General features: G+C 47.3%; 21 protein-coding genes and 1 riboswitch. Of the genes, 15 read left to right on the top strand and 6 right to left on the bottom strand.

From position 1 onward, the window contains the following. Positions 1-123: 123 nt before the first annotated feature. Complete coding sequence (locus ACXAD6_RS02225) at positions 124-2295, bottom strand: ATP-dependent helicase (protein WP_474967448.1); 2172 nt, start codon at positions 2293-2295, stop codon at positions 124-126. Positions 2296-2511: 216 nt separating this feature from the next. Here ACXAD6_RS02225 and ACXAD6_RS02220 point away from each other — a divergent pair, with 216 nt between their 5' ends. From ACXAD6_RS02220 to ACXAD6_RS02210, 3 genes are read left to right on the top strand one after another with little or no spacing between them, the layout of a single operon-like run. Continuing rightward, entirely contained in the window at positions 2512-2685 is a 174-nt protein-coding gene (locus tag ACXAD6_RS02220) for a hypothetical protein (RefSeq protein ID WP_202409778.1), read from the top strand. A gap of 59 nt (positions 2686-2744) precedes the next feature. Next, positions 2745-4067: a glycoside hydrolase family 18 protein gene (locus tag ACXAD6_RS02215; RefSeq protein WP_474967447.1), complete on the top strand. Its 1323-nt coding sequence runs from the start codon at positions 2745-2747 to the stop codon at positions 4065-4067. Between the two features lie 59 nt (positions 4068-4126). Further along, positions 4127-5302 carry a DUF4317 domain-containing protein gene (locus tag ACXAD6_RS02210; RefSeq protein ID WP_474967446.1) on the top strand — a complete coding sequence of 392 codons (1176 nt, stop codon included), beginning with the start codon at positions 4127-4129 and terminating at the stop codon, positions 5300-5302. A gap of 566 nt (positions 5303-5868) precedes the next feature. On the opposite strand, the gene galE is transcribed toward ACXAD6_RS02210, so the two are convergent. Continuing rightward, positions 5869-6918, bottom strand: a complete 1050-nt coding sequence (galE, locus tag ACXAD6_RS02205) for a UDP-glucose 4-epimerase GalE (RefSeq protein WP_474967445.1) — start codon at positions 6916-6918, stop codon at positions 5869-5871. A gap of 177 nt (positions 6919-7095) precedes the next feature. Further along, positions 7096-7938 (bottom strand): glycoside hydrolase family 191 protein, encoded by an 843-nt coding sequence (locus ACXAD6_RS02200; protein WP_474967444.1) that lies wholly within the window; start codon positions 7936-7938, stop codon positions 7096-7098. Positions 7939-7973: 35 nt separating this feature from the next. After that, a riboswitch (cyclic di-GMP riboswitch) is annotated at positions 7974-8060 on the bottom strand. A gap of 69 nt (positions 8061-8129) precedes the next feature. Between ACXAD6_RS02200 and ACXAD6_RS02195 the strand changes: the two genes are divergently transcribed. The 5 genes from ACXAD6_RS02195 to pelG are packed head-to-tail and all read left to right on the top strand — an operon-like array spanning position 8130 to position 14987. Further along, the gene (locus tag ACXAD6_RS02195) at positions 8130-9365 is read left to right on the top strand and encodes a GAF domain-containing protein (RefSeq protein ID WP_474967443.1); all 1236 of its coding nucleotides are present in this window, start codon (positions 8130-8132) and stop codon (positions 9363-9365) included. Then, positions 9358-10284: a tetratricopeptide repeat protein gene (locus tag ACXAD6_RS02190; protein WP_474967442.1), complete on the top strand. Its 927-nt coding sequence runs from the start codon at positions 9358-9360 to the stop codon at positions 10282-10284. The genes ACXAD6_RS02195 and ACXAD6_RS02190 overlap by 8 nt, the downstream gene beginning before the upstream one ends. Beyond that, positions 10281-12119, top strand: a complete 1839-nt coding sequence (locus ACXAD6_RS02185) for a DUF2194 domain-containing protein (protein ID WP_474967441.1) — start codon at positions 10281-10283, stop codon at positions 12117-12119. Before ACXAD6_RS02190 ends, ACXAD6_RS02185 begins: the two co-directional genes overlap by 4 nt. Continuing rightward, the gene (pelF, locus tag ACXAD6_RS02180) at positions 12116-13534 is read left to right on the top strand and encodes a GT4 family glycosyltransferase PelF (RefSeq protein WP_474967440.1); all 1419 of its coding nucleotides are present in this window, start codon (positions 12116-12118) and stop codon (positions 13532-13534) included. The genes ACXAD6_RS02185 and pelF overlap by 4 nt, the downstream gene beginning before the upstream one ends. Further along, complete coding sequence (gene pelG, locus ACXAD6_RS02175; protein ID WP_474967439.1) at positions 13515-14987, top strand: exopolysaccharide Pel transporter PelG; 1473 nt, start codon at positions 13515-13517, stop codon at positions 14985-14987. The genes pelF and pelG overlap by 20 nt, the downstream gene beginning before the upstream one ends. Before the next feature lie 107 nt (positions 14988-15094). Here the strand turns inward: pelG and ACXAD6_RS02170 are convergent, their stop codons facing one another. Next, the gene (locus ACXAD6_RS02170; protein WP_474967438.1) at positions 15095-15856 is read right to left on the bottom strand and encodes a PAS domain S-box protein; all 762 of its coding nucleotides are present in this window, start codon (positions 15854-15856) and stop codon (positions 15095-15097) included. Between the two features lie 410 nt (positions 15857-16266). On the opposite strand from ACXAD6_RS02170, the gene katG reads away from it, so the two are divergent. Both katG and ACXAD6_RS02160 read left to right on the top strand, forming a co-directional pair. Beyond that, the gene (gene katG, locus ACXAD6_RS02165) at positions 16267-18513 is read left to right on the top strand and encodes a catalase/peroxidase HPI (protein WP_474967437.1); all 2247 of its coding nucleotides are present in this window, start codon (positions 16267-16269) and stop codon (positions 18511-18513) included. A gap of 729 nt (positions 18514-19242) precedes the next feature. Then, positions 19243-19974: a polyphosphate kinase 2 family protein gene (locus ACXAD6_RS02160; protein WP_474967436.1), complete on the top strand. Its 732-nt coding sequence runs from the start codon at positions 19243-19245 to the stop codon at positions 19972-19974. A 56-nt stretch (positions 19975-20030) separates the two neighbouring features. Here ACXAD6_RS02160 and ACXAD6_RS02155 read toward each other — a convergent pair whose 3' ends face one another. Beyond that, positions 20031-20588 carry a class I SAM-dependent methyltransferase gene (locus ACXAD6_RS02155; RefSeq protein WP_474967435.1) on the bottom strand — a complete coding sequence of 186 codons (558 nt, stop codon included), beginning with the start codon at positions 20586-20588 and terminating at the stop codon, positions 20031-20033. Positions 20589-20727: 139 nt separating this feature from the next. Further along, the gene (locus ACXAD6_RS02150) at positions 20728-21432 is read right to left on the bottom strand and encodes a uracil-DNA glycosylase (RefSeq protein ID WP_474967434.1); all 705 of its coding nucleotides are present in this window, start codon (positions 21430-21432) and stop codon (positions 20728-20730) included. 256 nt (positions 21433-21688) lie between these two features. Between ACXAD6_RS02150 and ACXAD6_RS02145 the strand changes: the two genes are divergently transcribed. From ACXAD6_RS02145 to ACXAD6_RS02125, 5 genes are all read left to right on the top strand, one after another. Next, positions 21689-21934, top strand: a complete 246-nt coding sequence (locus ACXAD6_RS02145; RefSeq protein ID WP_474970345.1) for a hypothetical protein — start codon at positions 21689-21691, stop codon at positions 21932-21934. Between the two features lie 223 nt (positions 21935-22157). Next, complete coding sequence (locus tag ACXAD6_RS02140) at positions 22158-23012, top strand: hypothetical protein (protein WP_474967433.1); 855 nt, start codon at positions 22158-22160, stop codon at positions 23010-23012. A 66-nt stretch (positions 23013-23078) separates the two neighbouring features. Further along, entirely contained in the window at positions 23079-24200 is a 1122-nt protein-coding gene (locus tag ACXAD6_RS02135; RefSeq protein ID WP_474967432.1) for a toxic anion resistance protein, read from the top strand. Positions 24201-24417: 217 nt separating this feature from the next. Further along, positions 24418-24762: a PadR family transcriptional regulator gene (locus ACXAD6_RS02130; RefSeq protein WP_027955754.1), complete on the top strand. Its 345-nt coding sequence runs from the start codon at positions 24418-24420 to the stop codon at positions 24760-24762. Then, positions 24749-25783, top strand: a complete 1035-nt coding sequence (locus tag ACXAD6_RS02125) for an HAAS signaling domain-containing protein (protein WP_474967431.1) — start codon at positions 24749-24751, stop codon at positions 25781-25783. The genes ACXAD6_RS02130 and ACXAD6_RS02125 overlap by 14 nt, the downstream gene beginning before the upstream one ends. Positions 25784-25861: the final 78 nt, after the last annotated feature.

Raw genomic sequence — 25861 nt, 5'->3', positions numbered from 1 at the left:
AAGAGGATACCCTTTGACGGGTATCCTCTTCAGACCGCTGGGATCATCCCCGGCAGTTTTTTTGAATAATTATTATGCAGGCAAGAGGAGATCGGCCTTCTGGATCTCCGGAACCGCCGGTCTCTACGCTTTTTTCAACAATCCGTTTTCCAGACAGAACGCCAGCAGCAGCTCCTTATATCCATGCTCCTCAAACTGGATTCCGATCTGATCCCCGCCATATTCGGAAATGATGCCCGCTCCGAATTTCCGGTGGGACACCTTCAACCCAAGCTCCATCTCCCCTTCCTTTAGCAGCGATTCATCTGATAAGTCGACAGCCGGACGGACCGGAGCCTTTTTCTTCTTCTCCACTTCCGGCTGGATAATGCGGCGGACATTCATAAGAAAAATGGACTCTGTAACCCGCTCACTGCCTTTATAGTTGTAGGAAAGGAGTTCAAGATGAGAGCGTGCCCGCGTCATGCCGACATAAAACAACCGGACCGCTTCCTCCATCGGCGCGCGGTCTTCACTTCGATACCGCTCCATGTCATCCTTGGAGGGCACCACCCCGTTAATAAGGTCGATCATATAGACATTGTCGTATTCCAGCCCTTTAGCACTGTGGAAGGTCGTCAGAGTCAGGGGAGCTTTATTTTTGTTGTACTTCGACGTCTGAATCAGCTGTTCAAGGTGTTTCAATCTGTCTGCAAAGCCCTTTAATGAACCGAGACCGTGGGCAATTTCCTCAAGGGTGTCCAGAATGCCGAATAGATGCTCCGCATTGAAGCCGAAGTTCTCACACATTTTCGTGACCGCCTTGTCATAACCGAGCTTATCCCGGATCATACGAATGGCCTTGCCGGGCTCCATGGTGTTCATTTCATGGAACCTCTTTTTCGCCTGAGCGAGATTTTTGTCTTGATACGAAGGGATATCCTCTTCTCTCAACACATCAAAAATAGAGGTTAAGAGGTGTGTTCTTTTCAAAAAAGCGATCTGCTTTTTCGTGATATAGCCGTTGAATTTCGTATGAATCCGCTCCAGGATATCCACCCGCTGATCATTATAGCTGAAGCGCATGAAGTTCAATATATCTTCAACGATCCAGTGCTTGAAAAACTTGGCATCAATATCCTTCATATAAAAATCGATACCGGCCTTATCAAGCTTGTCTGCCAGTGGAACCGCTGATGAATTATTCCGGTATAAAACAGCCGTTTCCTCCCCCGGGGAGGCTGCTTTCACAGCTTCCGCGACATAGGTCAGCTGCTGGTCATAATTGCTGAATGTCTGCATCTGGATGGGGGCGTTGGACGGATTTTCCGTAAACATCTGCTTCGGATAGCGGTTTTTGTTGCGTTTAATAAACTGATTGGACGCTTCCACAATTTCCTTCGATGACCGGTAGTTCTGCGACATCGTCATCACGGCAGCATCCTCATAAACCTTCTCGAATTGAAGCAGCTTCGTTACGTCGGATCCCCGCCACATGAAAATCGACTGATCATCATCCGCCACGACACATAAGTTGTTGTGTGGACGCGCCAGAAGCTCCACGATTTCATGCTGGACCACACTGTTATCCTGACTTTCATCGGTCAGCACATATTCAAAGCGGCTCTGATAACGGCCCAGCAGTTCTGCATCTTCTAAAAGAAACTGATGGGCGTACGTGAGCATATCGTCAAAATCGAGCAGAAGCCGATCAGAAACCTGCTGTTTTTTAAACCGCTCGTACTCTTTATACATATCAGCCGCCCGCTTCACCTGACACGAAACCTTCTCCAGCTCTTTCCCTGCCAGCATCCGGTTTTTCACGAAGCTGATGTAAGTCATCAGTTCATCCATCTCATCCTCGGACATCTGTTTCTGATGGATATCCTCATAAATCCTTTTCAAAATAAACTTTTTGTGGAGCGGTACATCCGGTCCATGGAAACCCTTTTTCAGTTCTTCATCACTGACATTCCCCTCGATAAGCTGGAAGGATTCTCCTCTTTTATGCAGCGTCTCCCGGACCACTTGAAAGGCGAAGCTGTGAATCGTTGAGAAGTGCACCTTTTCATTCGTGAGGGAAGAAAAAAACCGGTCAAAACGATCGGACATGTCCCGGGCCGATGCTTTACTGAAAGTAATCGCCATGATCCGCTCCGGCTTCACCTTTTTCTCAAGAAGCAGGTAGCCGATTTTCATATTCAGTGTCGTCGTCTTCCCGGATCCCGGTGATGCCAGCAGGAGCAGTGGGCCGTCTGTGTGAAGAACCGCCTGCTTCTGGACATCGTTCAGTTTTACTCCCGTGTGTTGTTCCATGTTTGTGAAGAAATCCATATGTTCGTCCCTTTCTGTTCAGGAAAGAAAAAATAGATGGAAAAAGGCCCGCGCCCCTTTTCCATCTACATTTTCCATCATCATTGTTGTTCCATTATACCTCCTTCACCCAATCGATTCCAGATGATTTTCTTCCCTCTTTTTACATGAGATGACCGAAGAAGAAACATACTATCAGGGACAAGGAGGTGGAGAACGATGGCGAAGAAAACAAAGAAAAACCAAGCAGAGCAGAAAAACCAAAAAGGGTTTGCTCCAAAACAGGCCGATGTAGAGTTTTCTGAGGAGTTCGGCAGTGCTGCTGCGAATGAAGCTCATCAGAAAGAAGCGAAAAAAGCCCGCAAATCCAAAAAAGCAAAACAAGATAACTAAATGAATGTAGAGGATTTCCCTTTTTCAGGGGAATCCTCTTTCTATAGTTGGAGGTTATTATGAAACGTACAGGTCTACTTACCATCATTATTTTTTTCTCCCTTTCCACAGCACCTGTCTCTGCAAGCGTCCTCTACACAGTGAAGCCCGGGGACAGCTTATGGAAAATCGCTGCACAGTATGAAACAACGCCAGACCGTTTGAAAACGATAAACGGCATAACGGACGGTTCGCAGATCATGCCCGGGCAGTCCGTGATCATACCTGGGAATGCGTACAACGTAACGACAGGGGATACACTTTGGAAGATTGCCCGGATTCATCAGACGTCCATCCATGCTTTAAAAAAACGAAACAGCATCAGCGGAAGCGTCATCACGCCCGGGCAGAAACTCCATATCCCGCAAAGTCGGAAACAGCCGATTACCGCTGGAGCATTTTTCATTCCCGGCACCCCAGTAAAAAATCAACAGTCCATTGACTATTATGGGGAGTATTTATCTGCCCTCGGCCTGTTCGAATACCGGCCGGACGAGAGTGGAGAACTCAGCCGACTGAACGGTGAAGACTCCATATCGCGCACATGGAAAAAAGGCCTGATCCCTCATGCCACCATCACTAATTTAACTAAAGAAGGCTTCGATCCGGATTTGGCCCACCGTCTGCTGTCTAATGAGAAGAAACGAAAAGCGTTGATTGAAAATATCGCCGGCCTCGTGGACGAAAAGCAGTACAAAGGGGTGGTGATCGACTTTGAAAGTCTGCACGAAAAGGACAGGGCTTCTTTCAATACATTCATCCAGCAGCTTTCCACCCGGATTCATAGAATAGGAGGAGAAGTCGGAGCCGCCCTGCCGCCGATGACCGGCGCCTACACCCCTGCCCACCACAAAGCCTATGATTACAACACCATCGGCGGGGCCGTCGACTTCGTTTTTCTTATGACGTACAACTGGCACTGGATGGGTGGGCCGCCCGGCGCCATTGCACCGATCAAGAAGGTGGATGCTGTTATGAACTATGCAGGAACAGCCATGCCGAAAGAGAAAATTTTCTTAGGAATCGCCATGTACGCCTATGACTGGAATACAGAAGATCCTGAAGATGTCCAAGCCTATTCCCAGCAGCGAGCTGTCGATACAGCGATGGAGCACCAACGTCCGATCCATTATGATTTTGAAAAACAAAGTCCGTGGTTTTCCTACACCGATCCTCAGGGCGACATTCATGAAGTGTGGTTCGAGGACGCCCGGTCCATACTGGCCAAATACAGACTCGTGAAAAAATATGATATCCAGGGTGTCGGCGGCTGGAAAACCGGTCTCGATTTCCCTCAAGCCGGCTTCCTGCTTAAAGAAGAATTCACCATAAAAAAACGGTGAAACGCCGCACTTCCAAGCTATGATAAAATGAAAGAATCATAGAGGTAGGAGTGGGATTGATGGATAAAAAAGACATAGCCGGAATCCGGAAACAATTGAAGGTCGACAATGATCTGATGAAGATATCGAATATATTCAACGTCTATATTATGAAGGAATCAACAGACATCTATCATCATCAAAGCCAGCCGTTTGAAATGCTGGACCGCGACCAGCAGGAGCTTTTTATGACCAACTTCAAAAAAGTGCTCACAGGACAGCTCGATGAAAAGCTGTTCGAACTGAAGTTCAATCAGGAGGAAGAGAATTCCAGCCAGTTCATTCTGCACCGCGGACTCTTGAGCCGGAACGTAGAAGACTGGAAACAGGAAATGCTCGCCATGACGGAAAAAATGATCAAGGACCATCCGTATGAAAAAGATGTCGTCATCACTTTCATACGGGCCGAATACTTAAAACCGACGAGACGACGCAGTGAAGAATCAGAAGAAAGTGACCGCGATGCCGTGTACTCCAACCCGTTTATTCTCTGCAGCGTCAACCAGACGGAAGAGCCGAAAAAGGAAATCCAGTTCGACTATGTTGAAAAAGAATTCAAGTACAATATCCAGGTCGATCCGGTTATTGACTTGAAGCACCCGCTGACGGGATTCATGTTCCCGAGCATTACCGAAGGAACCTCTGATGTCAACCACGTGCTGTACGCCGCCGGCAAAGCCAACGAACCGGACTACTGGTTTATCGAGGATGTCTTAAACGGCGAAGAGATTATGACAGCAAAAGAAGACAAAGCCGTATTTGAGGAAGTCATCCGCGGTGTCGTCGGGGATCAACTGAGTCCATCCACCCTCGCCAATGTATATGGGGAAATCAATAAAGTGGTCGAGGAAAATGAGGATGATACCCCGCCAAAGCTTGATTACCGGGACGTGGAACGGGTATTAAACCAAAGCGGCGAGCAGGTCGAAGGCGAAAAAGTGAAACACGCCTTTCAAATGATCACAGACAACGAAGGATACGAGCTGAAAGCCAGCAGTATCGTTCCTAAATACAAGACGAAATCCATCAAAATCAACACGAAAGTGGCCAACATCTCCATCAGTCCCCAGGACCTGGAGTTTGTCAGACAGGTCAACTACAAAGGGAAACGATGCATCATGATTGAAATTGAAGAAGATGCAGAAATTGACGGATTTAAAATGCTGCCGGAGGCCTTCGGAAACGAATCCTCCTGAAAAAAAGGAGTGGACACGCATGTCCACTCCTCAGCTTGTAAAGAAACCCCTGTTTCTTTACAAGCTTTTTTCTTTTTTACCGCCAGGAGCGAAAGCCCCTTCCCTTTCCGCAGGAGTGGAAGGGGCGCCACTCCTTGGGGATTCTTTAACATCGAAAAAGACTCTTCACCCAGCACAGCTGGATGCAGGACAATCTTTTTCATATTCCGGCAGGCAGTCGTCATCAGCGCCTGTGCTTTCCCTTTTTGTTTTCCACGCAGGCGGCAACAGCGCAGCCCATGCCGTGCTTTTAAATCTGCGAACCTGCTTCGTGCACAATCTCTCTCCTCTATATTCCAACGTCGGCACGAGGAGCGTTCGGTGGTGATGCCTGCGGGAACAGCACGGGCCGAAGATCCACTTGGGCAGGCGGTCTTCCTGACCAAGTCAGTGGAGGGCGTGCCCGCGGCATTCATCCACCGATAAGCGGAATGTGACCTTTCACACGACAAATGGATAACTCGAACTGGTTAACACAGGCTTTTTCTACAGCCAAAGGGAGTGGACGGTGACGTCCACTCCCTTTTTTATTCTTGTCCGACAAGCTCCCGCTTGGAGGCATTCTTCTCTCCCGTATAGCCTTCTGGATTCTGCTTCCGCCAGTTCCAGGAGTCCACACACATATCATCAATCGTCTTCTCTGCCTGCCAGCCCAGCTTCAAATGAGCTTTGGCCGGGTCTGCGAAGCACTCTGCAATATCTCCGGAGCGGCGCCCCTCTATGGCATAGGGAACTTTACGGCCGGAAGCTTTTTCGAAAGCCTTCACGAGCTGAAGAACACTGTATCCTTCACCTGTTCCAAGATTATACGTTTCGATTCCAGTTTCGCCTGCTGTCTTTTCCAACGCATGCACGTGTCCTCTCGCAAGGTCCACGACGTGAATGTAATCTCTTACTCCTGTCCCGTCAACCGTCGGGTAATCGTCACCAAACACCTTCAATTCAGGGAAATGACCGACAGCCACCTTTGTAATATAAGGCATCAGGTTGTTCGGAATCCCTGAAGGATCCTCACCTATGCGGCCACTCGGGTGCGACCCGATCGGATTAAAGTAGCGGAGAACAGATATACTCCACGATTCATCAGAGACATATAAATCCTGAAGAATTTCCTCAAGCATCAGCTTCGTACGGCCATAAGGATTTGTGGCCCCAACCGATGCACTCTCCGTAAGAGGAAGAGAGTCAGGGGTGCCATACACGGTGGCGGATGACGAAAAGATCAGCTGTTTAACATCAAATTCCTTCATCACTTCACACAGCATCAACGTCCCCGTAATGTTGTTATGATAGTACGTCAGCGGCATAGAAACCGATTCACCGACCGCCTTCAGTCCTGCCAGATGAATGACAGCTGTAATATCGAAGTCCTTGAAAACCTCTCGTAAAAGGTCCTGATCCCGCAGATCCCCTTCTACAAACGTCAACGTCTTCCCTGTCAGTTCCTGCACACGCAGCAGGGATTCGGGGTGGCTGTTCGATAAGTTGTCCAGAACGATAACCTCATGGTCCCTCTCCAATAATTCAAGACAGATGTGGCTGCCTATGTATCCGGCCCCGCCTGTAACTAAGATCATTGCCTCTCCTCCTCTATCAATCTCTTACCTTGGAATGTACAGGAAAATTAAGGATATGTCTACTATAAAAGGAAAGGAGCCCTCCTTTAGGCTCCCTTATAAAAGTCCTCGATCTGTTCATTTTTCGACATTTTTACGCCATTCAGCCCATTTTTCAAGAAAATTTTTGTATAATAATTACCAAGCATTATAATGGCTGGATTCATGATAATGGATGAACCCGTGACTTTCTGCCAGCCTCTGACTTTTCGACTTCTGAGAGAAGGAGACGGTCAGTATTTCCAAACCTGTTTCCTGACGAAGCTGCTTCAAATCCCGCATGCGGTCCAGGGACCATTGATCTTTCGCAACCGAGGAGTAATTGTAATTCTCCCACATAATGCCGTCTACATAAGGATACGTTGTGGTCGACAACGTGCCGAACCCCCAGTTTTGAATAAGGGACAAGGAAGGGTACTGACGCCGGATTTCCTGCAGGAAGACGGCCATGCCCGCACGCTGGTCATCCAGTACATCGGATCCGCAGTGTTCGTTATCGATATTGCCGACAGTATCTAAAAAGACACCGTCCAAACCCTTATCAGCCACCTGCTTCTCAATCTCAGCCAGCAGCACCTGCTGATAATGATCAGAGGTGATATCGGTCAGATAAGAATCCCATTCCGGATAATAGACACGCTCACCGTCCCGGTGGAAAAAGTCGGACTCTTCAAGCTGACTGATCAACGCCGTATTCCAGTTATCAGCTTCCATGGTGTTGATATACCCATACACCAATGTCCCGGACTGCTGAATCGTTTCAATCTGGCTTTTAGTATAGAACACCGGTTCAATCATGACAGCATCATACGCCTGCATCTTATTCAAGACTGCTTCGGTCGGAGAATCATAATAAATTTTATAGGACTGCACATTGGAAAGTGGATGAGAAGATTGTGCAGAAGTAGATAGAGGGGAAAGTACAAGACCAGCGGCTAAAACAACAAGAAAACTCCGTTTCATTTTTGTGAGTATACCCATAATACGCCTCCTGATTATTCAGAGAGCGGCTGTGGCATTGCAGACTGGCAGTCGGCTCCTGTGAGGAACTACGACCCATGTCTTTGCGCCCTTATCTTTCGATAAGTTTGCCTTTCTCTATTCAATTTTATCCACATTATACCACAGGTTTAACATGTTAAAGTATTTTAAATCCACATGGAGGTGATTGGATGTTCTACCAACAATCCAGTTTTATCCGGAAGTTTATTGAACTGATCCTCGTATTTTTTGTATTGGGATTCCTTGATCAGACGTTGGAATGGAACATGCTGGAATGGACGCTTAACCCTGTCTTCTTTGCTGTCCTATTGTTTTCCCTCAGATACGGTCTGAATTTTGCTCTTTTGAGCTTTTTTGCTGCACTATTCTATCATGTGTATGACATGTATCAGCGGGACGGGGACTTGTTTCTCTTATTCTATGATCCCGCCAATTATTTATCTCTCCTCTTCCTACTCCTGACCGGCGTCATTACAGGGCTGTACAGCACGTCCTTCCGGGAGAGATATGAGAGTCAGCAGTATGTGCTGAAGGAAACGAAGGATGAAAATGAGGAACTAAAAACATCCTTAACCGCTCTGGAACGGTCTCAACGGGTCATGCAGGCAAAAGTCCTTGATTCCGAGTACACGCTTTCCAGGATTTACGAAGTCGGAAAGACGCTTGATCAGCCTTCTCCAGAACTTGTCCGAAACGAGGCCGTTACGATTATCGGAGACCTGTTTGAGGCGGAAGACTTAGCTGTCTATCATGTCGACTCTTCTAAGAAATCACTGCGCCTCCGCGTTCGAAAAGGAAATACCGAACGACTTCCGCAGACGATTTTCATTGATGATGCGGCCTCGATTTTCTCACGGGGACTGAAGAACAAAACCATTACTTTAAAGACGGTTGATGATGAAGCCGATGCTCCAGTGCTGATCGGACCGATCGTCTACAATCAGGACGTACGGGAAATCCTCGTGATTGATCAACTTGATTTTGCCAAACTGACAAAATATGAAGTTCAAATCCTCTCTCTCGTGCTCGACTGGATGGCCAACCGGATCGAAAGAGCTGGAGAGTATCTTCGTAAAGAAGAAGAGCAGAAGATGTATCCAGGCACAAGTATTTATGATAAGGAAGCTTTTGACGAACTTGTTCAGCTTCAGGAAAAACGAGCGGAGAAATACGGGGTGCCTTATAGTGTCGTTTCCATCGATGTCAGCCCTTACAGGGAAATGTCGGTCGTGGAAGCAGAAATCATCCTGCGTGCCTACTTGAGAGAATTGGACATTATGGGCTACGACCAGACGGAGCAGCATTTCCACTTCCTGCTTCCAGGTACGAGCTCCGAGAATGCATCCATCGTCGAAGAGCGGATTTACAAAGCACTCGATACAAAAGGCGGGATTTACATTGGTTAATTTCCAGGAACCCTACTGGCTGATCTTTTTCTATGTTATTCACGGCCTCGCTGTTCTGATCGTTTCCCTGCTGCTTCGAAAAAGGATGCATGATGACAAAAAAGGAACCGTCACATGGCTCGCCATTACGAGCGTATTCCTCCCGATCATCGGAGAGCTTCTCGGACTGGCCGCCTGGCTGGCTGCGAAAGCGTCCGGCAGCAATCACATGATTGATGATTACGATGATTATGTCACATTCACGCCGTTGAATCTTGAATACCTGCGTTATGAAGCATCATCAAGCATGGATTTATCGCCCATCAGCGATGCCCTTTTGAGGAACGATGGCGTCAACCAGAAGGAATTGATTGTCAGTCTGATCAATTCCGATATCGCCAATAAAGGACGGCACTTGAACCTCGGCCTGACCCACAACAATTCAGAAACCGTCCACTATGCAGCTACAACCATGAACGTGCTGTCCAGCCGGTTTGAAAAAGAACTGGAACATGCCAGAAAAGAATTGGCCCCGGAAGCACCCATGTCTTTCGAGCGTTTATGCAGCGTGTACGAACGTTATCTGGGAAGTGGTATTCTTGATGAGAACGGACAGGCGCGGCTCGAGAAACAATATGAACAACTGCTGGAAGAAATGGTTCCGAAACTTGAAAAAGAACCATGGATGTACCGCAGTCTCGGCGATATTTACATACGTCGTGGAAAAGAGGAAAAAGCGGTGGAAGCTTTCCGTGAGATGGTCAGCCGCTTCCCGGCCCATCCAGGAGGCTACTTGAAATTGATTGAAATATACTATGCAGGACGCGACTGGACAAACATCAAGCCTGTGCTCAACGACCTTTTCCAACATGTGCAGGCAGAGGACATCCCTGAAAGCCAACGCTTCATTATCCAACAGATGGGAGGGAAAACACTGTGAAAAAACAAATCACTATTTATGCTTCGGTTCTTTTCCTTCTATTCACAGCTGCCATTATCATTCTGCAATTTATGCGGCTCGATATGTTTCATCAGTGGTTTCCTGCCGAAACGGCACAAGAAACATCGGTGGAAACGATGAGCACGGAGGAGAGTCCCACAGAAGGAGAAGAACTTCAGGTTTATGTGCATAAAAATGACACCCCATTGTCCAAGGACGCATTGGAAAACCTGGAATACGCCATGGACTACGCTAAGGTTTCCTATAAGGAGATAACGAAAAAGGAAATGGAAGAGCTGACGCCTTCCCCTTATACCGTCCTCGTTCTCGGAGGTGAGCACTCCGAAGAATGGCCGTATGAAGAAATCCGCTCCTTCGTGGAAAAGGGAGGAAACCTGTATATTGCCTCACGCTTCATCAATCCCAACTGGAATGAACTGATCGGCTTGGAAGATGTGGAAGATTTCCTCGACGATATATACGGGCTGACGTTTGAGAAGGAAGTTTTCCCTGGATATATGGATTTAGGTGAGGATTCCCAGTTGTTTTCCCACAGCATTGCTGATGTTGAACTCGCTGAAACCGCCGATGTTTACATTTCAGCAGAAGATCACCCGATTTTATGGGCGAACAATTACGGAGAAGGGAAGGTCATGTTCTGGAACACCTCTTCTGTTACAGAAAAAACCTCACGTGGACTAATGCTGCAGGCCCTTTCCTTCCTGCCTCCCACATTCGTTTCCTCACAGGCGGGTATTAAGGTGATGCACATTGATGACTTCCCTTCTCCTGTTCCAAGCGGTACGACAGATGTGATCCAGCGGGATTACGATTTGACTGTGGAAGATTTTTATTCTGAAGTCTGGTGGGAGGATATGAAACGGATCGGCGAAGAAGAAGATGTGATTTATACCGGATACTTAATTGGAACCTATCAGGATACGATGGATATGACAGCAGAAGACCTGATTGAAACCAGACGTTTCCCAATGCTTTATTTCGGCCGCAAGGTTTTGAAGGAGGACGGGGAAATTGGACTCCATGGATACAATCACCAGTCTCTTGTAACAGCAGATGAACCGATCGATCCTGAATACGGCTACCGTCCTTGGCAGAATCAAGGCAAGATGGAAGAGTCTCTAAACCGAGTGAACGAACTGTTCAACTACTACTTCAAGGAAAAGGATGTTCATTCCTATGTCCCCCCTTCCAATGTGTTAAACGAAACCGGGGTGCGCGCTCTGCATGAAGTATTTCCGGAACTTGAAGCTGTATCCGGCTTGTATACAGGTGACAAGGAGACGGGAGCCTTCTTACAGGAATATGAACCAAACAGTGAGTTTCCATCCATCTACCATTTCCCAAGGATTTCAAGTGGGTATGGGGAGACCGATGAAGAGCGTTTCGTCCAGATTGATGCGATTGCGAACTTCGGGGTATTCGCCCACTTCATCCACCCGGATGATGTGCTCGATCCATACCGGGCCGGAGACAGTGGATGGCCGGAAATGAGGCAGTCTTATGAAGATATGCTCCATTATATTCACGATCACTACACACACCTGAAGGGGATGCGTCAGACGGACGCCACAAAGAAAATGAAACAGTACCAGGCTTCTGTCATTGACGTAACCTATCAGGACGAGCAGATCGTTATCAAGGGCGAAAATCTCCTCTCCCCTTCCACAGTTCTTGTCAGATTGAATGAAGGAAGGATCGAGACCGGTTCCTTTGATTATGGAGATGTCGAATCTCTCGGTGAATCCGGCACACTTTATCAAGTGACCCTTAAACAGCCGTATGCTGAAATTACGATAAAGGATGAAGCCTTGTGAAAATAGGAATGGTCGTTGAAGGAAGCTATCCCTACGTAAGCGGCGGCGTGGCCAGCTGGGTACAGATGCTTGCTGCACAGATGCCTCAGCATGAATTCGTCATTATTGCCATTACACCGGAGGAAATGACCGCTGACGATTACCGCTACGAGCTTCCTTCCAATATCACGGAAGTCATTAACCTTCCATTGAATCTAAAACCAGCCGCAAAAAAGCGGCGCGTCAAACTGACTGAAGAAGAACAGCATATGTTGACCGATTGGATGATGTTCCGCAGTCTTCCGCCGGATGTACTGGACATCTTCAAGAAAAAAATCGGTTCGACCGAAGCGCTCTTTTCAAGCGAACTGTTCTGGAACATGGTACAGGAAAGCTACCGGATTGAAGAACAGTCGGGTTCCTTCATCGATTACTTCTGGATGTGGCGCGGCATGTTCACGCCTGTCCTCGAGCTGCTGCAGGCGGACTTCCCGGACCTTGATCTGATCCATTCTGCGTCCACGGGTTATGCCGGACTGATTGCTGCTGCCATCAAGCAGCGTCAGGGAATTCCTTATCTCTTAACGGAACACGGCATCTATTCACGAGAGCGTGAGGAGGAAATCCTGCAGGCTGGATGGATTCCTGAGTACTATAAAAAACGCTGGGTCCAGTTTTTCCACCATTTATCCAAGCAGGCCTACACGGAAGCGGATGATGTGATTACGCTTTTCGACCGCAACAGCCGGCTCCAACATGAACTTGGTGCTGATGAAGACAAGCTGGCTGTCATTCCAAATGGCATCCATTATGACCGGCTTTCAGGAATTGTCAAAGTTCCCAAAACAGATGTTCTGAAAATCGGGGCGATTGTCCGCGTTGTTCCAATCAAGGATATTAAAACGATGATCAATGCCGCCAAAATCCTCGATGACAAAGGGGTCCCTTTTGAGCTGACGATTATGGGACCACTGGATGAAGAGGAAGAGTATGCCGAGGAATGCCGGCTGATGATTGAACAGCTGAGTCTAAATCACTGCGTCATGCTTGCGGGTAAGGTCAATATCATAGACTACCTTCCTCACTTTGATGTCTGCCTCTTGACAAGTATTTCAGAAGGGCAGCCGCTGGCCGTCCTTGAAGGTATGGCAGCAGGGATTCCTTATGTCGTCACAGATGTGGGGTCATGTTCTGAGCTGATGTATGGACGTGAAGATGATCCCTTCGGACCGGCAGGCTTTGTCGTCCCGCCCGTGAATCCGAAAGCCATTGCTGAACACTGCCAATGGTATTATGAGCACCCTCAGGAAGCTGAGAAATTCGGAATAAATGGACAGAAGCGGGCAGAAACGTATTATCAAGTGCACCAATTCATTGATCAGTATACAGAGTTGTACACAGAAAGGGGGATGGCTTATGGCCGGCATCGGGTTTAAGCTGCAGAAATTGTTTCAGGAGGACTACTTCTCCTCGCGGATTAAAGCCTACGCATTTGCAGGACTGGTCACCTCCGGTCCGTGGCTGGTCGTTATTGCGACCATTGCTGTAATCCAGTGGATGACCTCTTTCTTCTCCCTGCTTGATCTGCAGGAGAGGGAGCTGTTCAACCTTTCTGTAGCCTACTGCTTCATCTTTTCCCAGGTCCTTTTCGGTGTGCAGCAGTTAGTTGTCACGCGGTACACCGCCGACCTGTTTTATGAACGACGAACAGAGGCCATTTTCCCAACGTTTATCGGGATGACAAAGGTGACGCTCGGACTTGCCTTCATCAGCTGGTTGATTTTCTTTTTGATTTCGCCTCTTCCCTACTACTTCAAATGGCTGATGTTGATTCTTTATGTGACCGTTAATCTCATCTGGGTGCTGTTCCTGTTCCTCAGCGCAGCGAAATTTTATCAGGCCGTGGCCTACAGCTTCCTGGCCGGAGGCGGAGCCGCTCTGCTTCTCGTCTTCCTGTTTGGAAAAAACGCTTCCTGGTTTCCGGTGTTCGAGCACTCCAACAGCTTCTTTCTGCTTGCCGGATTTACGTCAGGCATGCTCGTGACGTTGTTCGGGTTATTCATGTCGATGCTCATGACGTTTCCAGACAGGTCGAAGGAGAACCAATTCAGCTATCTGGACTATTTTGACCGTTTCCCTTCCTTATTCTGGACGGGATTCTTGTACAATGTCGGCATCTGGGTCTGTAACTGGGTGATCTGGTTCGGTGAAGGAAACGGCTTCCTTTTAGAATCTTTCTTGTACCACCGCATCTATGATACGGCGATATTCTGGTCGTACTTAACGATCATCCCAACGCTGATCATTTTCGTCGTTTCCGTTGAAACGCGTTTTTATGAGCGGTACCGTGTCTTTTACGGTTATATCAATGAAGGGGGGACGCTTTCCCAGATCAAGACTGCGAAAACAGCGATGCAGCGCGTTCTGAAGCAGGAAATGGAGCGCCTGATCCGCAGCCAGGGGCTCTTTTCCCTGCTGATCCTTCTGACGATTGGAAGTATTGCATCCTTCCTTTCCCTAGAACCTGAAATTGCCTCCATTTTCCGCTTTACGACCATCGGTGCGTTTGCCAATGCGATGGTTCTTGTGATTACACTGATCCTCCTCTATTTCGAAGACCGGCGGGGAGCCATGTGGACATCCATCATCTTTTTCCTATTGAATCTCGGGTTGTCGCTGTTGTTCCTCCCATTCGGCTATGACGGCTATGGGCTGAGTTTCTCGATTGGGTCCACGCTGGCCTTTGTATTCGCACTAGCCCGTTTGATTCTTTTCATTGAGAAGGTCGACTATCAAGCTTTCTGCCAGCCGCAGGCACTCACCTACACGCAAAAGCGCAGACCGTTTACAAAGCTGGGGGCATGGATGAACAAACGCACCCTCTTCTAGCAGAAAAGGTCCGTCCCCACACATGGGACGGACCTTTTTTATTTTCTATAACCGCGCCTGCTTCGTGTTTTGACAGATGTTCAAACCTACATCCCATTCTATATCATTTAAAAGGCTATTTTTTTGAGGGCCGTACTGACCGATGCCATTGTCGGAATCATCCCCCTCCCGTCCTGATTGAGAAACTTCAATGTATTTCTCACCATATCCGGTCGGATTCCTGTACAAATGGGGGATATGCCGAGAAGCTTAAGAACGCCTGTCAGCTCATAGAGTAGTTTTCCGGCATGTTCATCAACATCATACAATCCGGACACATCGATGATCAGGTAGTTGAGGCGGTGACGGGGGATTTCTGTGCAGAGCTGCTGCATCATATGCTCCGTCCTTGTTTGATTCATCGTGCCGATCAGGGGAAGAACAGCGATTCCTTCCTTCAGCGGGACGATAGGAGTCATGACTTTGATCAGTTCACGCTCCGCTTCTTTCTGTGTGGTCATATCACGAAAGATCGATTGAATCGCCTTGGTTTCTTCATATTGAATTGGATGACAGAAAAGTTCCACCTCCACAACCGTGCCGTCTCCCCGGTAGACGGTTGTTTCCACCAATTCCCCGATCCTGCCCTTCTCTTCCCCATCCTTAATCCGTCCTCGGATAAAAGACCGAAAGTCTTCTGTAAACACATCTAAGACATTTCCTCCGACAATCTGGTCTTTTGCCAATCCAAAGAACTCGGAAGCCGCTTCATTGATGTGAAGAATTTCATGATCGCAGTGGATGACGGTCGGTTCCATCGAATATTCGGTAATTTCCCTGTGCAGGCTTTCTTTTTCTTCATTAAATAAGGCGCGTGTCGATTTTTTCATCCCGCTCCCTCCCCGTTGAATGGTCCTTTTCCATGCAGCTTTTCACTATAGTAGCACACGGAAACAGAGATATTTGTCACATTATGGCGAAGGACAAAGAAATATCATTGAGAATGAAAGCGCTGTACTTGAAAATTTCCTGTATGAATTTTAACCACTTAAAATATATTATATTTTCTGATATTTTGTTACAATAAAGCTAGTAAACTTCTTAAAAAACCTAAAAAACCGCATTACACCGCTTTTTGTCGATCGCTGCCAATTCCCTCTGTTCCATGAACACGAACGTTTGTTCATAAATCTTTCAAAATATTTACGGGTTCACTCTTTCAATCTATGTTCTTTTTTATTATAATTATAATCTGAGATGGGTTATAAAATAACATAAATTCTGAAGGGAGAATTGTTATATGCATAAAGATGATCTTCACGGAAGCCAGGGCGGTCAATGCCCGTTCACTGGTCAAACGAATGGTGGCACAGAGGAAGAAACAGCCATTACCACACAAAAAGTAGGAACGACCAATAAAGACTGGTGGCCGAATATGCTCAACTTGAGTATTCTTCACCAGCACGATAAGAAAACAACGCCGATGGGCGATGATTTTGATTATGAGGAAGAGTTCAGCAAGATTGACTATGATCAATTGAAGCAGGACCTTCATGACCTGATGACAGACAGTCAGGACTGGTGGCCGGCGGACTACGGGCATTACGGTCCCCTTTTCATCCGTATGTCCTGGCACGCTGCGGGAACATACCGTACAGGTGACGGACGCGGTGGTGGCGCGACAGGAAACCAGCGTTTCGCTCCATTGAACAGCTGGCCGGATAATGCCAACATAGATAAAGCCCGCCGTCTCCTCTGGCCGATCAAACAGAAGTACGGCAATAAACTCTCCTGGGCCGACCTGCTCGTTATGACAGGTAACGTTGCTCTTGAATCCATGGGTCTGAAAACGTTCGGCTTCGGAGCCGGCCGTGAAGACATCTATCACCCCGAAGAGGACGTCTACTGGGGTACAGAGAGAGAATGGCTGGCCGACAACCGTTATTCCGGTGACCGCGACCTTGAAAATCCACTGGCTGCTGTCCAAATGGGCTTGATTTACGTCAACCCTGAAGGACCGAACGGCAACCCGGATCCACTTGGAAGTGCCCGTGATATCCGCGATACATTCGGACGTATGGGAATGAATGATGAAGAAACTGTAGCGCTGATTGCCGGTGGACATACCTTCGGTAAAGCCCACGGTGCCGGAGATGCCGAAGCCCACGTCGGTCCGGATCCAGAAGCAGCACCGATTGAAAACCAGGGACTTGGCTGGCAGAGCACACACGGCAGCGGAAAAGGCCGCGACACAATCACAAGTGGTGTGGAAGGGGCATGGACAGCAAACCCGACGACATGGGATAACGGCTTCTTCGACCTTCTATTCGGCTACGAGTGGGAGCTATCCAAGAGTCCTGCCGGTGCCAACCAATGGGCTCCTGTCAACCAGAAGGAAGAACATATGGCGCCTGATGCTGAGGATGCATCCATGAAAGTACCAACCTTCATGACGACCGCGGATATGGCCCTCCGCATGGATCCGGATTATGAGAAGATTTCCCGCCGTTATCATGAAAATCCGGACGAATTCGCCGATGCATTCGCCCGTGCCTGGTTCAAGCTTCTTCACCGTGATATGGGACCAAAAGCAAGATACCTTGGACCTGAAGTCCCTGAAGAAGATTTGATCTGGCAGGATCCTGTACCTGAAGGAAACTATGACCTGTCTGATGCAGATATTGAAGACATCAAGTCCCACATTCTTGATTCTGAACTGACGATCAGTGAGCTTGTCAAAACAGCCTGGGCTTCTGCAAGCACATTCCGCGGCTCTGACAATCGTGGTGGAGCCAACGGAGCGCGCATCCGTCTGGAACCGCAGAAAAGCTGGGAAGTCAACGAGCCTCAGCAGCTGGCCAAAGCTCTTGACGTGTATGAGCGCATCCAGTCGGAAATCGATTATGAAATCAGCCTGGCTGACTTGATCGTCCTTGGTGGCTCAGCTGCCATCGAACAGGCGGCGAAGGATGCCGGTGTTCATATCACAGTCCCATTCGCACCTGGACGCGGAGATGCCACAGAAGAACAAACCGACGCTGAAAGCTTTGATGTATTAGAACCGATGGCTGACGGTTTCCGTAACTACGAGAAGAAAAAATACACGCTCAGCCCTGAAGAGCTGCTCGTCGACAAAGCCCAGCTCCTTGGACTGACGGCCCCTGAAATGACCGTTCTTATCGGCGGCATGCGTGTACTTGGAGCGAACTATGAGGATACGGATCTTGGTGTATTCACGAACCGTGTCGGCTCGTTGACCAACGACTTCTTCGTCAACCTGCTTGATATGGGCATCGAGTGGAAGCCTGTGGATTACAACCGCTATGAAGGCCGTGACCGCCAGAGTGGCGAGCTTGTCCGCACTGCTTCCCGTGTAGATCTTGTCTTCGGTTCAAACTCTGTGCTTCGTTCCATTGCAGAGGTATACGCGACAGAAGACAACAAAGAGAAATTCGTCCATGATTTTGTATCCGCATGGGTGAAAATCATGAACGCCGATCGTTTTGACCTGAAAAAGAATAAAAACCTGGCTTATAACCAGGCGTAACCATTAATCATCAACGACCCCGACCCCAAAAACCCTGGAAGCGGCACTGCTGCTTCCAGGGTTTTTTATATGCATCCTGAGTCAGGACAGCCGTCCGCACAATTAGTTACACTTCCCGGACGGCAGGGGTTCACCTCATCTATCGGAATAGTCGTTCTACCATATACCAAAAGAAACCCCGGCGCGAAAAAGCGCCGGGGAAAAATATAAACAACTTAGGTGACCCAACCATGTAAGAATCATCCTTGATTCTATACATTTCGATTGATTGTTTAAGACTTTCCCGAAGGACAATTCTACCAGGCATTCGTTTCCTTATCCCGTTACGTCCCGTTTTTATTCCAGCCCAGAAAGGAGAAAGCAGCAGCTATGGAAGCGGCCAATGTTTCTTTATTCCGCTGACCATCCAGCTTAATAAAGAAACCTTCCCTGTTATCCTTCTGCGGCCGGCTGGATCACAGACCCGATGTCCTTTCCTCGGTAAATGGAGGAACGTTTTTTCCACGGCTGTGATTTTGTCCGCTTGGAAACGAACCCGTAATGGTTGAGCCACCTAAGTTGTTTATGTTTGTTACTGATCTTCTTTACACTTTTATTATAGCACCCTGTGCGGGTGTGCACGGGGGAAGTTGTGTCTATTTTGCAAACGTTTACAAAAGGAGTTCAGACGGTTTTTGATGAATAGGTAAGGAAGAATGATCCATCGATTACTCCAAAGGAGAGAAAACCATGCTGGAATCTGTAGACTTATCCTTGAGCATAAACAAACAGCAGTACAAACAGGAACTAAAGGAAACACAGCTGAAGTTACTTCAGCTGCAGCGCCCCATTTACGATCAGCAGTTAGGGGTGATCATCGTTTTTGAAGGCTGGGACGCTTCCGGTAAAGGAGGCGCCATCAAGCGGATTACGAGCGGACTCGACCCTCGCGGCTTCGAGGTCCATGCCATCGGTGCTCCTTCTACAAATGAAAAGCGGCACCATTACCTCAAAAGGTTCTGGAATAAGCTCCCTCCCTATGGGAAAATAGCCATCTTTGACCGCTCGTGGTATGGACGGGTGCTGGTGGAGCGGGTCGAAGGTTTTGCTTCAGGGCAGGAATGGAAACAGGCGTACGATGAAATCAATCAATTTGAACAACTGCTTTCCCAGGACCGCTATGTGGTAATCAAGATATGGATGCACATATCAAAAGATGAACAGCTGAGACGATTTCAAGAACGACAATCCGACCCATTGAAAAAATGGAAAATCACAGACGAAGACTGGCGAAACCGGTCCAAATGGGACATATATGAAGAAGCGGTGGAAGATATGTTCCACTATACTTCTCCTCCTGAATGTCAGTGGCACATTGTCGAAGGGGAAAATAAGCATTTTGCCCGGGTGAAGACCAATCGGATTATTATCCAGGCCATTGAAAAAAGGTTACAGCACGTCCCTTCTCATCCAAATCCATAAGTGAGGATAATAAAAAACAATCCCTGATAGAGATGTCAGGGATTGTTCTTTCAAGGTCATTCCCCTTTTTTCTTCACGATGTACATATGATACGCGGCGTGAAAGGCAGGATAGTCTGTATAATCATCACAAAGGATTTCCCAGTCGAAATCCATCTCATTCAGCACGCGCTTCAGATCATCCTCCCTCTCCTCTCCCTGAATCATGAAAGTGGCAAGGATGCCGCCGTACTGTAACTCGGATGCGACACGATGGAGCAGCTTTGTTTCTTTTTCCAGGTCCCTTTTATAAAAATGCAGGATGGAATCAAGCAGGACAATATCGTGGTCGCGGGATACCGGGTACGCATAAAGATCTCCTGCCACCCCTTTGACGTCCAGCTGCTCATCACTGGCGGAATGGTTCATCTGCTCAAGGCCGACTGTTGATATGTCCACCCCTGTCACTGTATAGCCTAACCTTCCTAAACAAAGAGCGTCCCTCCCCTGCCCGCATCCTAAATCCAGCACGTGTCCTTTCGGTTCATAGGACTCAAAGAACTTGATGAGTCCTGGGTAGGGGTCACCGAAGTATTGCGGTTCTTCATAATAATGGTCGTAGATGGGTTTAGTCATTCTTGTCCTCCTAGATCAGTCATGTCGTTCCTAAATTAATATCCTTTCGTGATTCCTTACTGCAGACATTCCGAATATCTTTAATTACCGGGGCATACAGGTTCGTTTCTCCTGCCCACATTCTAATCAACATGCGGCTTTAAGGTCTAGTGGCAAACAGCTTCCTACACCCTTCTTTAAACTCCGGTGCACCGCCATAGGAAGGATGTCGGATAGAAATGCTTTTCATTCCATACTCCTTCAGTTTTTCCTCCGCATATTTCCCAATACCAACCACTTTAATACCAGGAGGGCAGTATTCAATAAAGCTTCTTAAATACTCTATTCCTGCTCGTAATTCCTCAACTCTTGGAGGCCGGTTGGAAAGTAGCCCTTTTTCCTCGTGATAAGGATGGAAGGGAAAGACATTCCAAAAAATCACCTTGTAAGCATCGATGTTATTTTCAAGGAGTGTTTTCCATACAATAGAAGCCGTCGGCTCACTAAAACCCTTCTTTCTCCAAGAATTTCTGAAGCCTGGATAATCTGATTCTGGATGGCTCGTTCGCTGCCCCGCTTTCCCTCTGAAAACACCCTGATGCCCTATGTCAGGATGATTACCAGTAATGATTCTTTCCGATGTCATTGGAATCCCTGAAAAACGGCCACCCTGATACCCTAATGCTTCTGCTACAAAGATATACTCTGCTGTTGTTTTTCTCTGTTCTAAATACCTGGTGAGATGTTCGGCCCTTATCAATGGCGCTTCAGGGTGGATATCAAGGTGTTCCGAGTAATCCTTCCATGGGTTAAACACTCCAGCATCCGTACGGTGTGACTTCATCTCGTCAATGAAATTCAGCATACCCTCATCCTTCCTTCTGCTCTTATGACCAGATACCCTCACGAGCTTGTTAACGATTTCAACATAATGGAAGGATTTCCTTTTCTTTTATTGAAAATCGGTCTGTGTAAATAGGCACATCACCTCTGTTCATGGTATGGTGAAGAAAATAGACGCATACCAAACACAGCCCCCTTCCCTACCCATAAAGGAGGAATGCTCCGTGGAATATAACCGCGAAGAAGAAGTGATCCGTAACTATCAAAAAGGCGAAAAAATGATGATCCTGGTTTTTGCCCAGTGGTGCATCAACCATGACCTCGATCCCATCGCCATGTATACAGAAGCCTATCCCTACCAGGAGAAGAATAAAGAGTTGATCGAAGCACTGGATCTGACTGTTCCAAAGAAGGAATCCGATCTCATTGATTCGGAAACGATTTTGGAGGTACTCTCCCTTTACGGAAATGATGACCTTGCTTTTGTCGTCTCTGATTACATCCATCGTAAAAATATAAAATAACCTTTAAAAACGGTACCTTCCCCAGCGGATTCAGGTACCGTTTTTACATTTCAAGGCGGCCACATAGGAAGTTGATATAAATACATGAAACATTCGCCCATGTTCTTACGTATATTCATAGTAAGAGATTCATAGATTCCCCCGGATATATGGTATTCTTGAAGTAATATATAAACTTGAAGCCACGGAAATTAGGAAAGATGAAAAAAGGGGCTGACAATGCATGGACAACCTCTACTCTTCTACGCTGGAGTATTTGGAAAGAGCCTTCATGCCGCATACATCCGAATATCAGCGCTATATCGACTTTCAAACGATGAGAGATATGAAACAGGTCATCAAAGAGAAACGACCGGTCTATTTCGATCTGGAGATCAAAGAGCTGGCGGAAATGAACAAAAGATATATTCTGGATGGATTTTGGAACGGCATATTCTTTACCGCCGTGCTTCCAACCTCCAATACATTCAAAGGGACGATCGAGTATTACGGCAAGCCGCCGAAAATGCTGATCGGCCGGTTTGAAATGGACGATGAACGCAGACACTTTTTCCCCACGTTCCTGAAGGAAGAGTTCAGCAGGAAAAAAGTGCTCGGAGACACATTACGGGATTTTTCAGGGATTTTGTTTACCTATTTGAATACGTACGTCAACGATATGGGCGTATCCATAGAAACTACAACCTTTGAAGATTTTGAGAACCCCATATTCGAGGAGTGGGAATTTCCATTTCTCGAAAAGCATCACGATCTTCAGAAGGAGTGGGTTTCTTTAAAGGAACGGACAGCAAACCAATTCAAACGCCTGGACGAACTCGACGTCGAAGACCAATACGCGCTCGAGACGATGATGGATAAAGACGTTCCTGACTTTATCGCATCGTTCCATCGATTGTCTGATGAGAATAAGGAAAACCGGAAGCATGAACTGGTAGAGACGATGTATGATTTGAGCCGGTTCATCGAAACGCTGGAACGGAAAGAAGAAGAAAGCTACGCGCAGAACTTCGCCAGAAGCAAAGGGATTATCGCTTCCAAGTACAACAAAGAAGATGAAAACTTCCTCTCCAGGAAGTGATCGTTTTAAGCAGCCGGCTGTTTTGTTTTTCTTGAGAAGACCGAATCGCATACAGGAGGTAGGACTATGAGTAACCATTCCACCTATAGGGACAAAGAAGCGGAACTGAACCATCAGGACCTGCGGGAAGCCATGACGCTGATTAAAAAAGAAGATCTCGACCGATTGAATGAGGAAGCAGAAACCTACGCCGGGAAATTCGATGCATCCAGGGACGACTCCCTTTCCGATGTGATGAGAGAACTTGGAGACCTCGGAGAAAAAGAACAGCGTGTCGCCGGCGAGACGATGGAAACGTTGAAGCGCCCGGTCAACGACCTTATGACCAAGGGCAATAACGACATCCCCCAGTCTTTGCAGGAGCTTGAAACGATCGTATCGGACCTTGATCCGAAGCGTACAGAAGGAAACGGCGTGCAGCGCTTCTTTTATAAACTGAGTAAGAAGAAACCGATTGACCGCTATATGAAGAAGTACGAAACCGTCGACTCGAAAATCGATACTGTCGTCCGCAGCCTGCTTGCAGGAAAAGACCGTCTTGAAGAAGACAGCGTCGAACTGCAGCTCATCAAAGAAAACGCCCAGAAGCGGATTTATGACCTGGACAAGCAGATTTATCTCGGGAAAAAACTGTTTGAGCTGTTGAAGGAAAAAGAAGCGACGGGTGAGTACGACCTTGCCCTGATCACCGAAGGCAAAGAGAAAATCATTACGCGTACGAGAAACATGACGCAGATGAAGAGTGTGCTGCATCAAAGTGTTTCCTCTGTTGATATCATTAAGAAAAACAATGAAAAGCTGAAGGAATCCATCCGCAATGCCGTGACGCTGACAAAAAATATCATTACCGTCTCCGCCTCCATCCAGCTCGCCTTGAGCAATCAGCGGAAAGTGATCGATACCGTGAACGGTGTGAATAAGGCGACCGAAGACATGCTGCTGTCAAACTCCAGGAATTTGAAGCAGAATGCAGAAGAGACGACACAGATGATGGAGAATCCGGCCATCAGTATGGAAGCTCTTCAAGAATCCTTCGATAACGTGTTTGAAGCACTGAAGACGACCGAGCAGTCGTCGGAACGCATCATTGCTTCGAGTGAACAGTTCATTGAAGAGATGGACGCATTGAATGAGAATGTCCGGAAAAAATTATCACAGACGACTACTCAAAGAGCGCTTCGTGACTGAAGCGCTCTTTGTCTAAGTCCGAGTTCATCGCCTTCAAGCAAAACCGGGATCAGCAAGGTCCGGCTCGAAATACCTTGAATTCGTAAGCACCTTTTTCTGAAAGGTGTTTTTTTCATGGGATCCTTCGTTATGAGAATACAGTTGCACATCCAATACTGTATGACATATACTATGAGTAGATAGTGTTTGTCGTACAGTATACAGAGGAGTGAAGATTTTGAGTCAACTATTGAACTCGCTGCTGACCGAACAACGAAGAGGAAATCTGACGTTAGCGGTTTTGAGCCAGCTGCGTACGCCGCAATATGGATACTCTCTCGTAAAACGATTAGAAGGCTCGGGCATTACCATCGAACAGAGCACGCTTTATCCTCTGCTGCGCCGGCTGGAAAAAAAAGATCTCGTCACTAGCAGCTGGGATACGTCAGAATCCCGCCCCCGGAAGTATTATGTACTGAGTGATTACGGGGAAGATATTTTTCAAACCTTGAAGGAAGAATGGAAAAAAGCGACAAACGAATTGTTCCAACTACTGGAGGAGGAGAACAATGAAATGGATTGAGGTCTACTTACAAGAAGTTGAGCGCCGGCTTCCAGAAAAGAACCGGGAGGACATCCTGCTTGAGATCCAATCGACCATCCAGGATATGCTTCCAGAGAACCCTTCAGAAACTGACGTCAAAAACGTCCTTCAGGAACTGGGCGACCCTGTAAAGCTTGCCCAAGGATATAGTGAAAAGCCGATGCATCTGATCGGTCCCCGTTATTATGATCTTTATATCTCCCTCATCAAATTGATTCTGCCGATTGCGATTACCGTCTCATTAATCACTCTACTCGCTGAAAATATCATCGGGAATGTTGAGGAAACGAGCTTGATTGCGATGATCCTCTCCATTGTTGGTAATGGTCTATGGCTGATCCTTTCGGTCGGCATGCAGGTCTTTTTCTGGATCACGGTCATATTCGCCCTGATTGAGCGTGTCGATTTCAGCACCGAAGACGAAGAACCGACGTCTTCACGTAAAGCATGGACACCGGAAAAGCTGAAAAAAGTCTCGCACACCCCGAAAAAACGTGCGATACCTCTATGGGAAGTGTATGGGGCCATTATTTGGACAGCGATCTGGGCCACTGTCTATTTCCACGCCGACCAATTGTTAGGGATCTATGAAAACCAGGGAGAAGGACTGACCTACATCACCCCGGCTTTGAACCAGGATGTCCTGCTCAGCTATTGGCCAGGGATTGTCCTTGTCATCGGTTTAGAAATTGCATTAGCTCTTTATAAGCTGTTGAAGAAAGAATGGAGCAAAGATGTCGTTTGGTTCAACACGATACAGGAACTCCTGTCTACAGGTATTTTCGTTTGGATCATTACGGATGAAAAACTCTTCCAATCAGCCTTCATCAACTACATCTCTGACCTCTTCCAATGGAATTCCGCTCAAGTCGCGGATGGTCTGGCTTGGAGAATCGCCGCCATTTTTATCATTTTTGCAGTATGGAACATCATTGACGGCTTCATAAAGTACAAAAAAGGCGTGAAGAAGACTAAGCTGAAAAATGAATTCAGTCCATAACACAGGAGAAAGGTGACCCATGCTGCCAAGGGTCACCTTTTCCTGTCTGAACCTGCTGTTGTTACAGGAGGAGAGTTT

The sequence above is a fragment of the Halobacillus sp. ABH2_015 genome (genome assembly GCF_056158945.1).
Note: the sequence above shows the minus strand (reverse complement) of the source record. Positions and strands in the feature narration are given on the sequence as shown.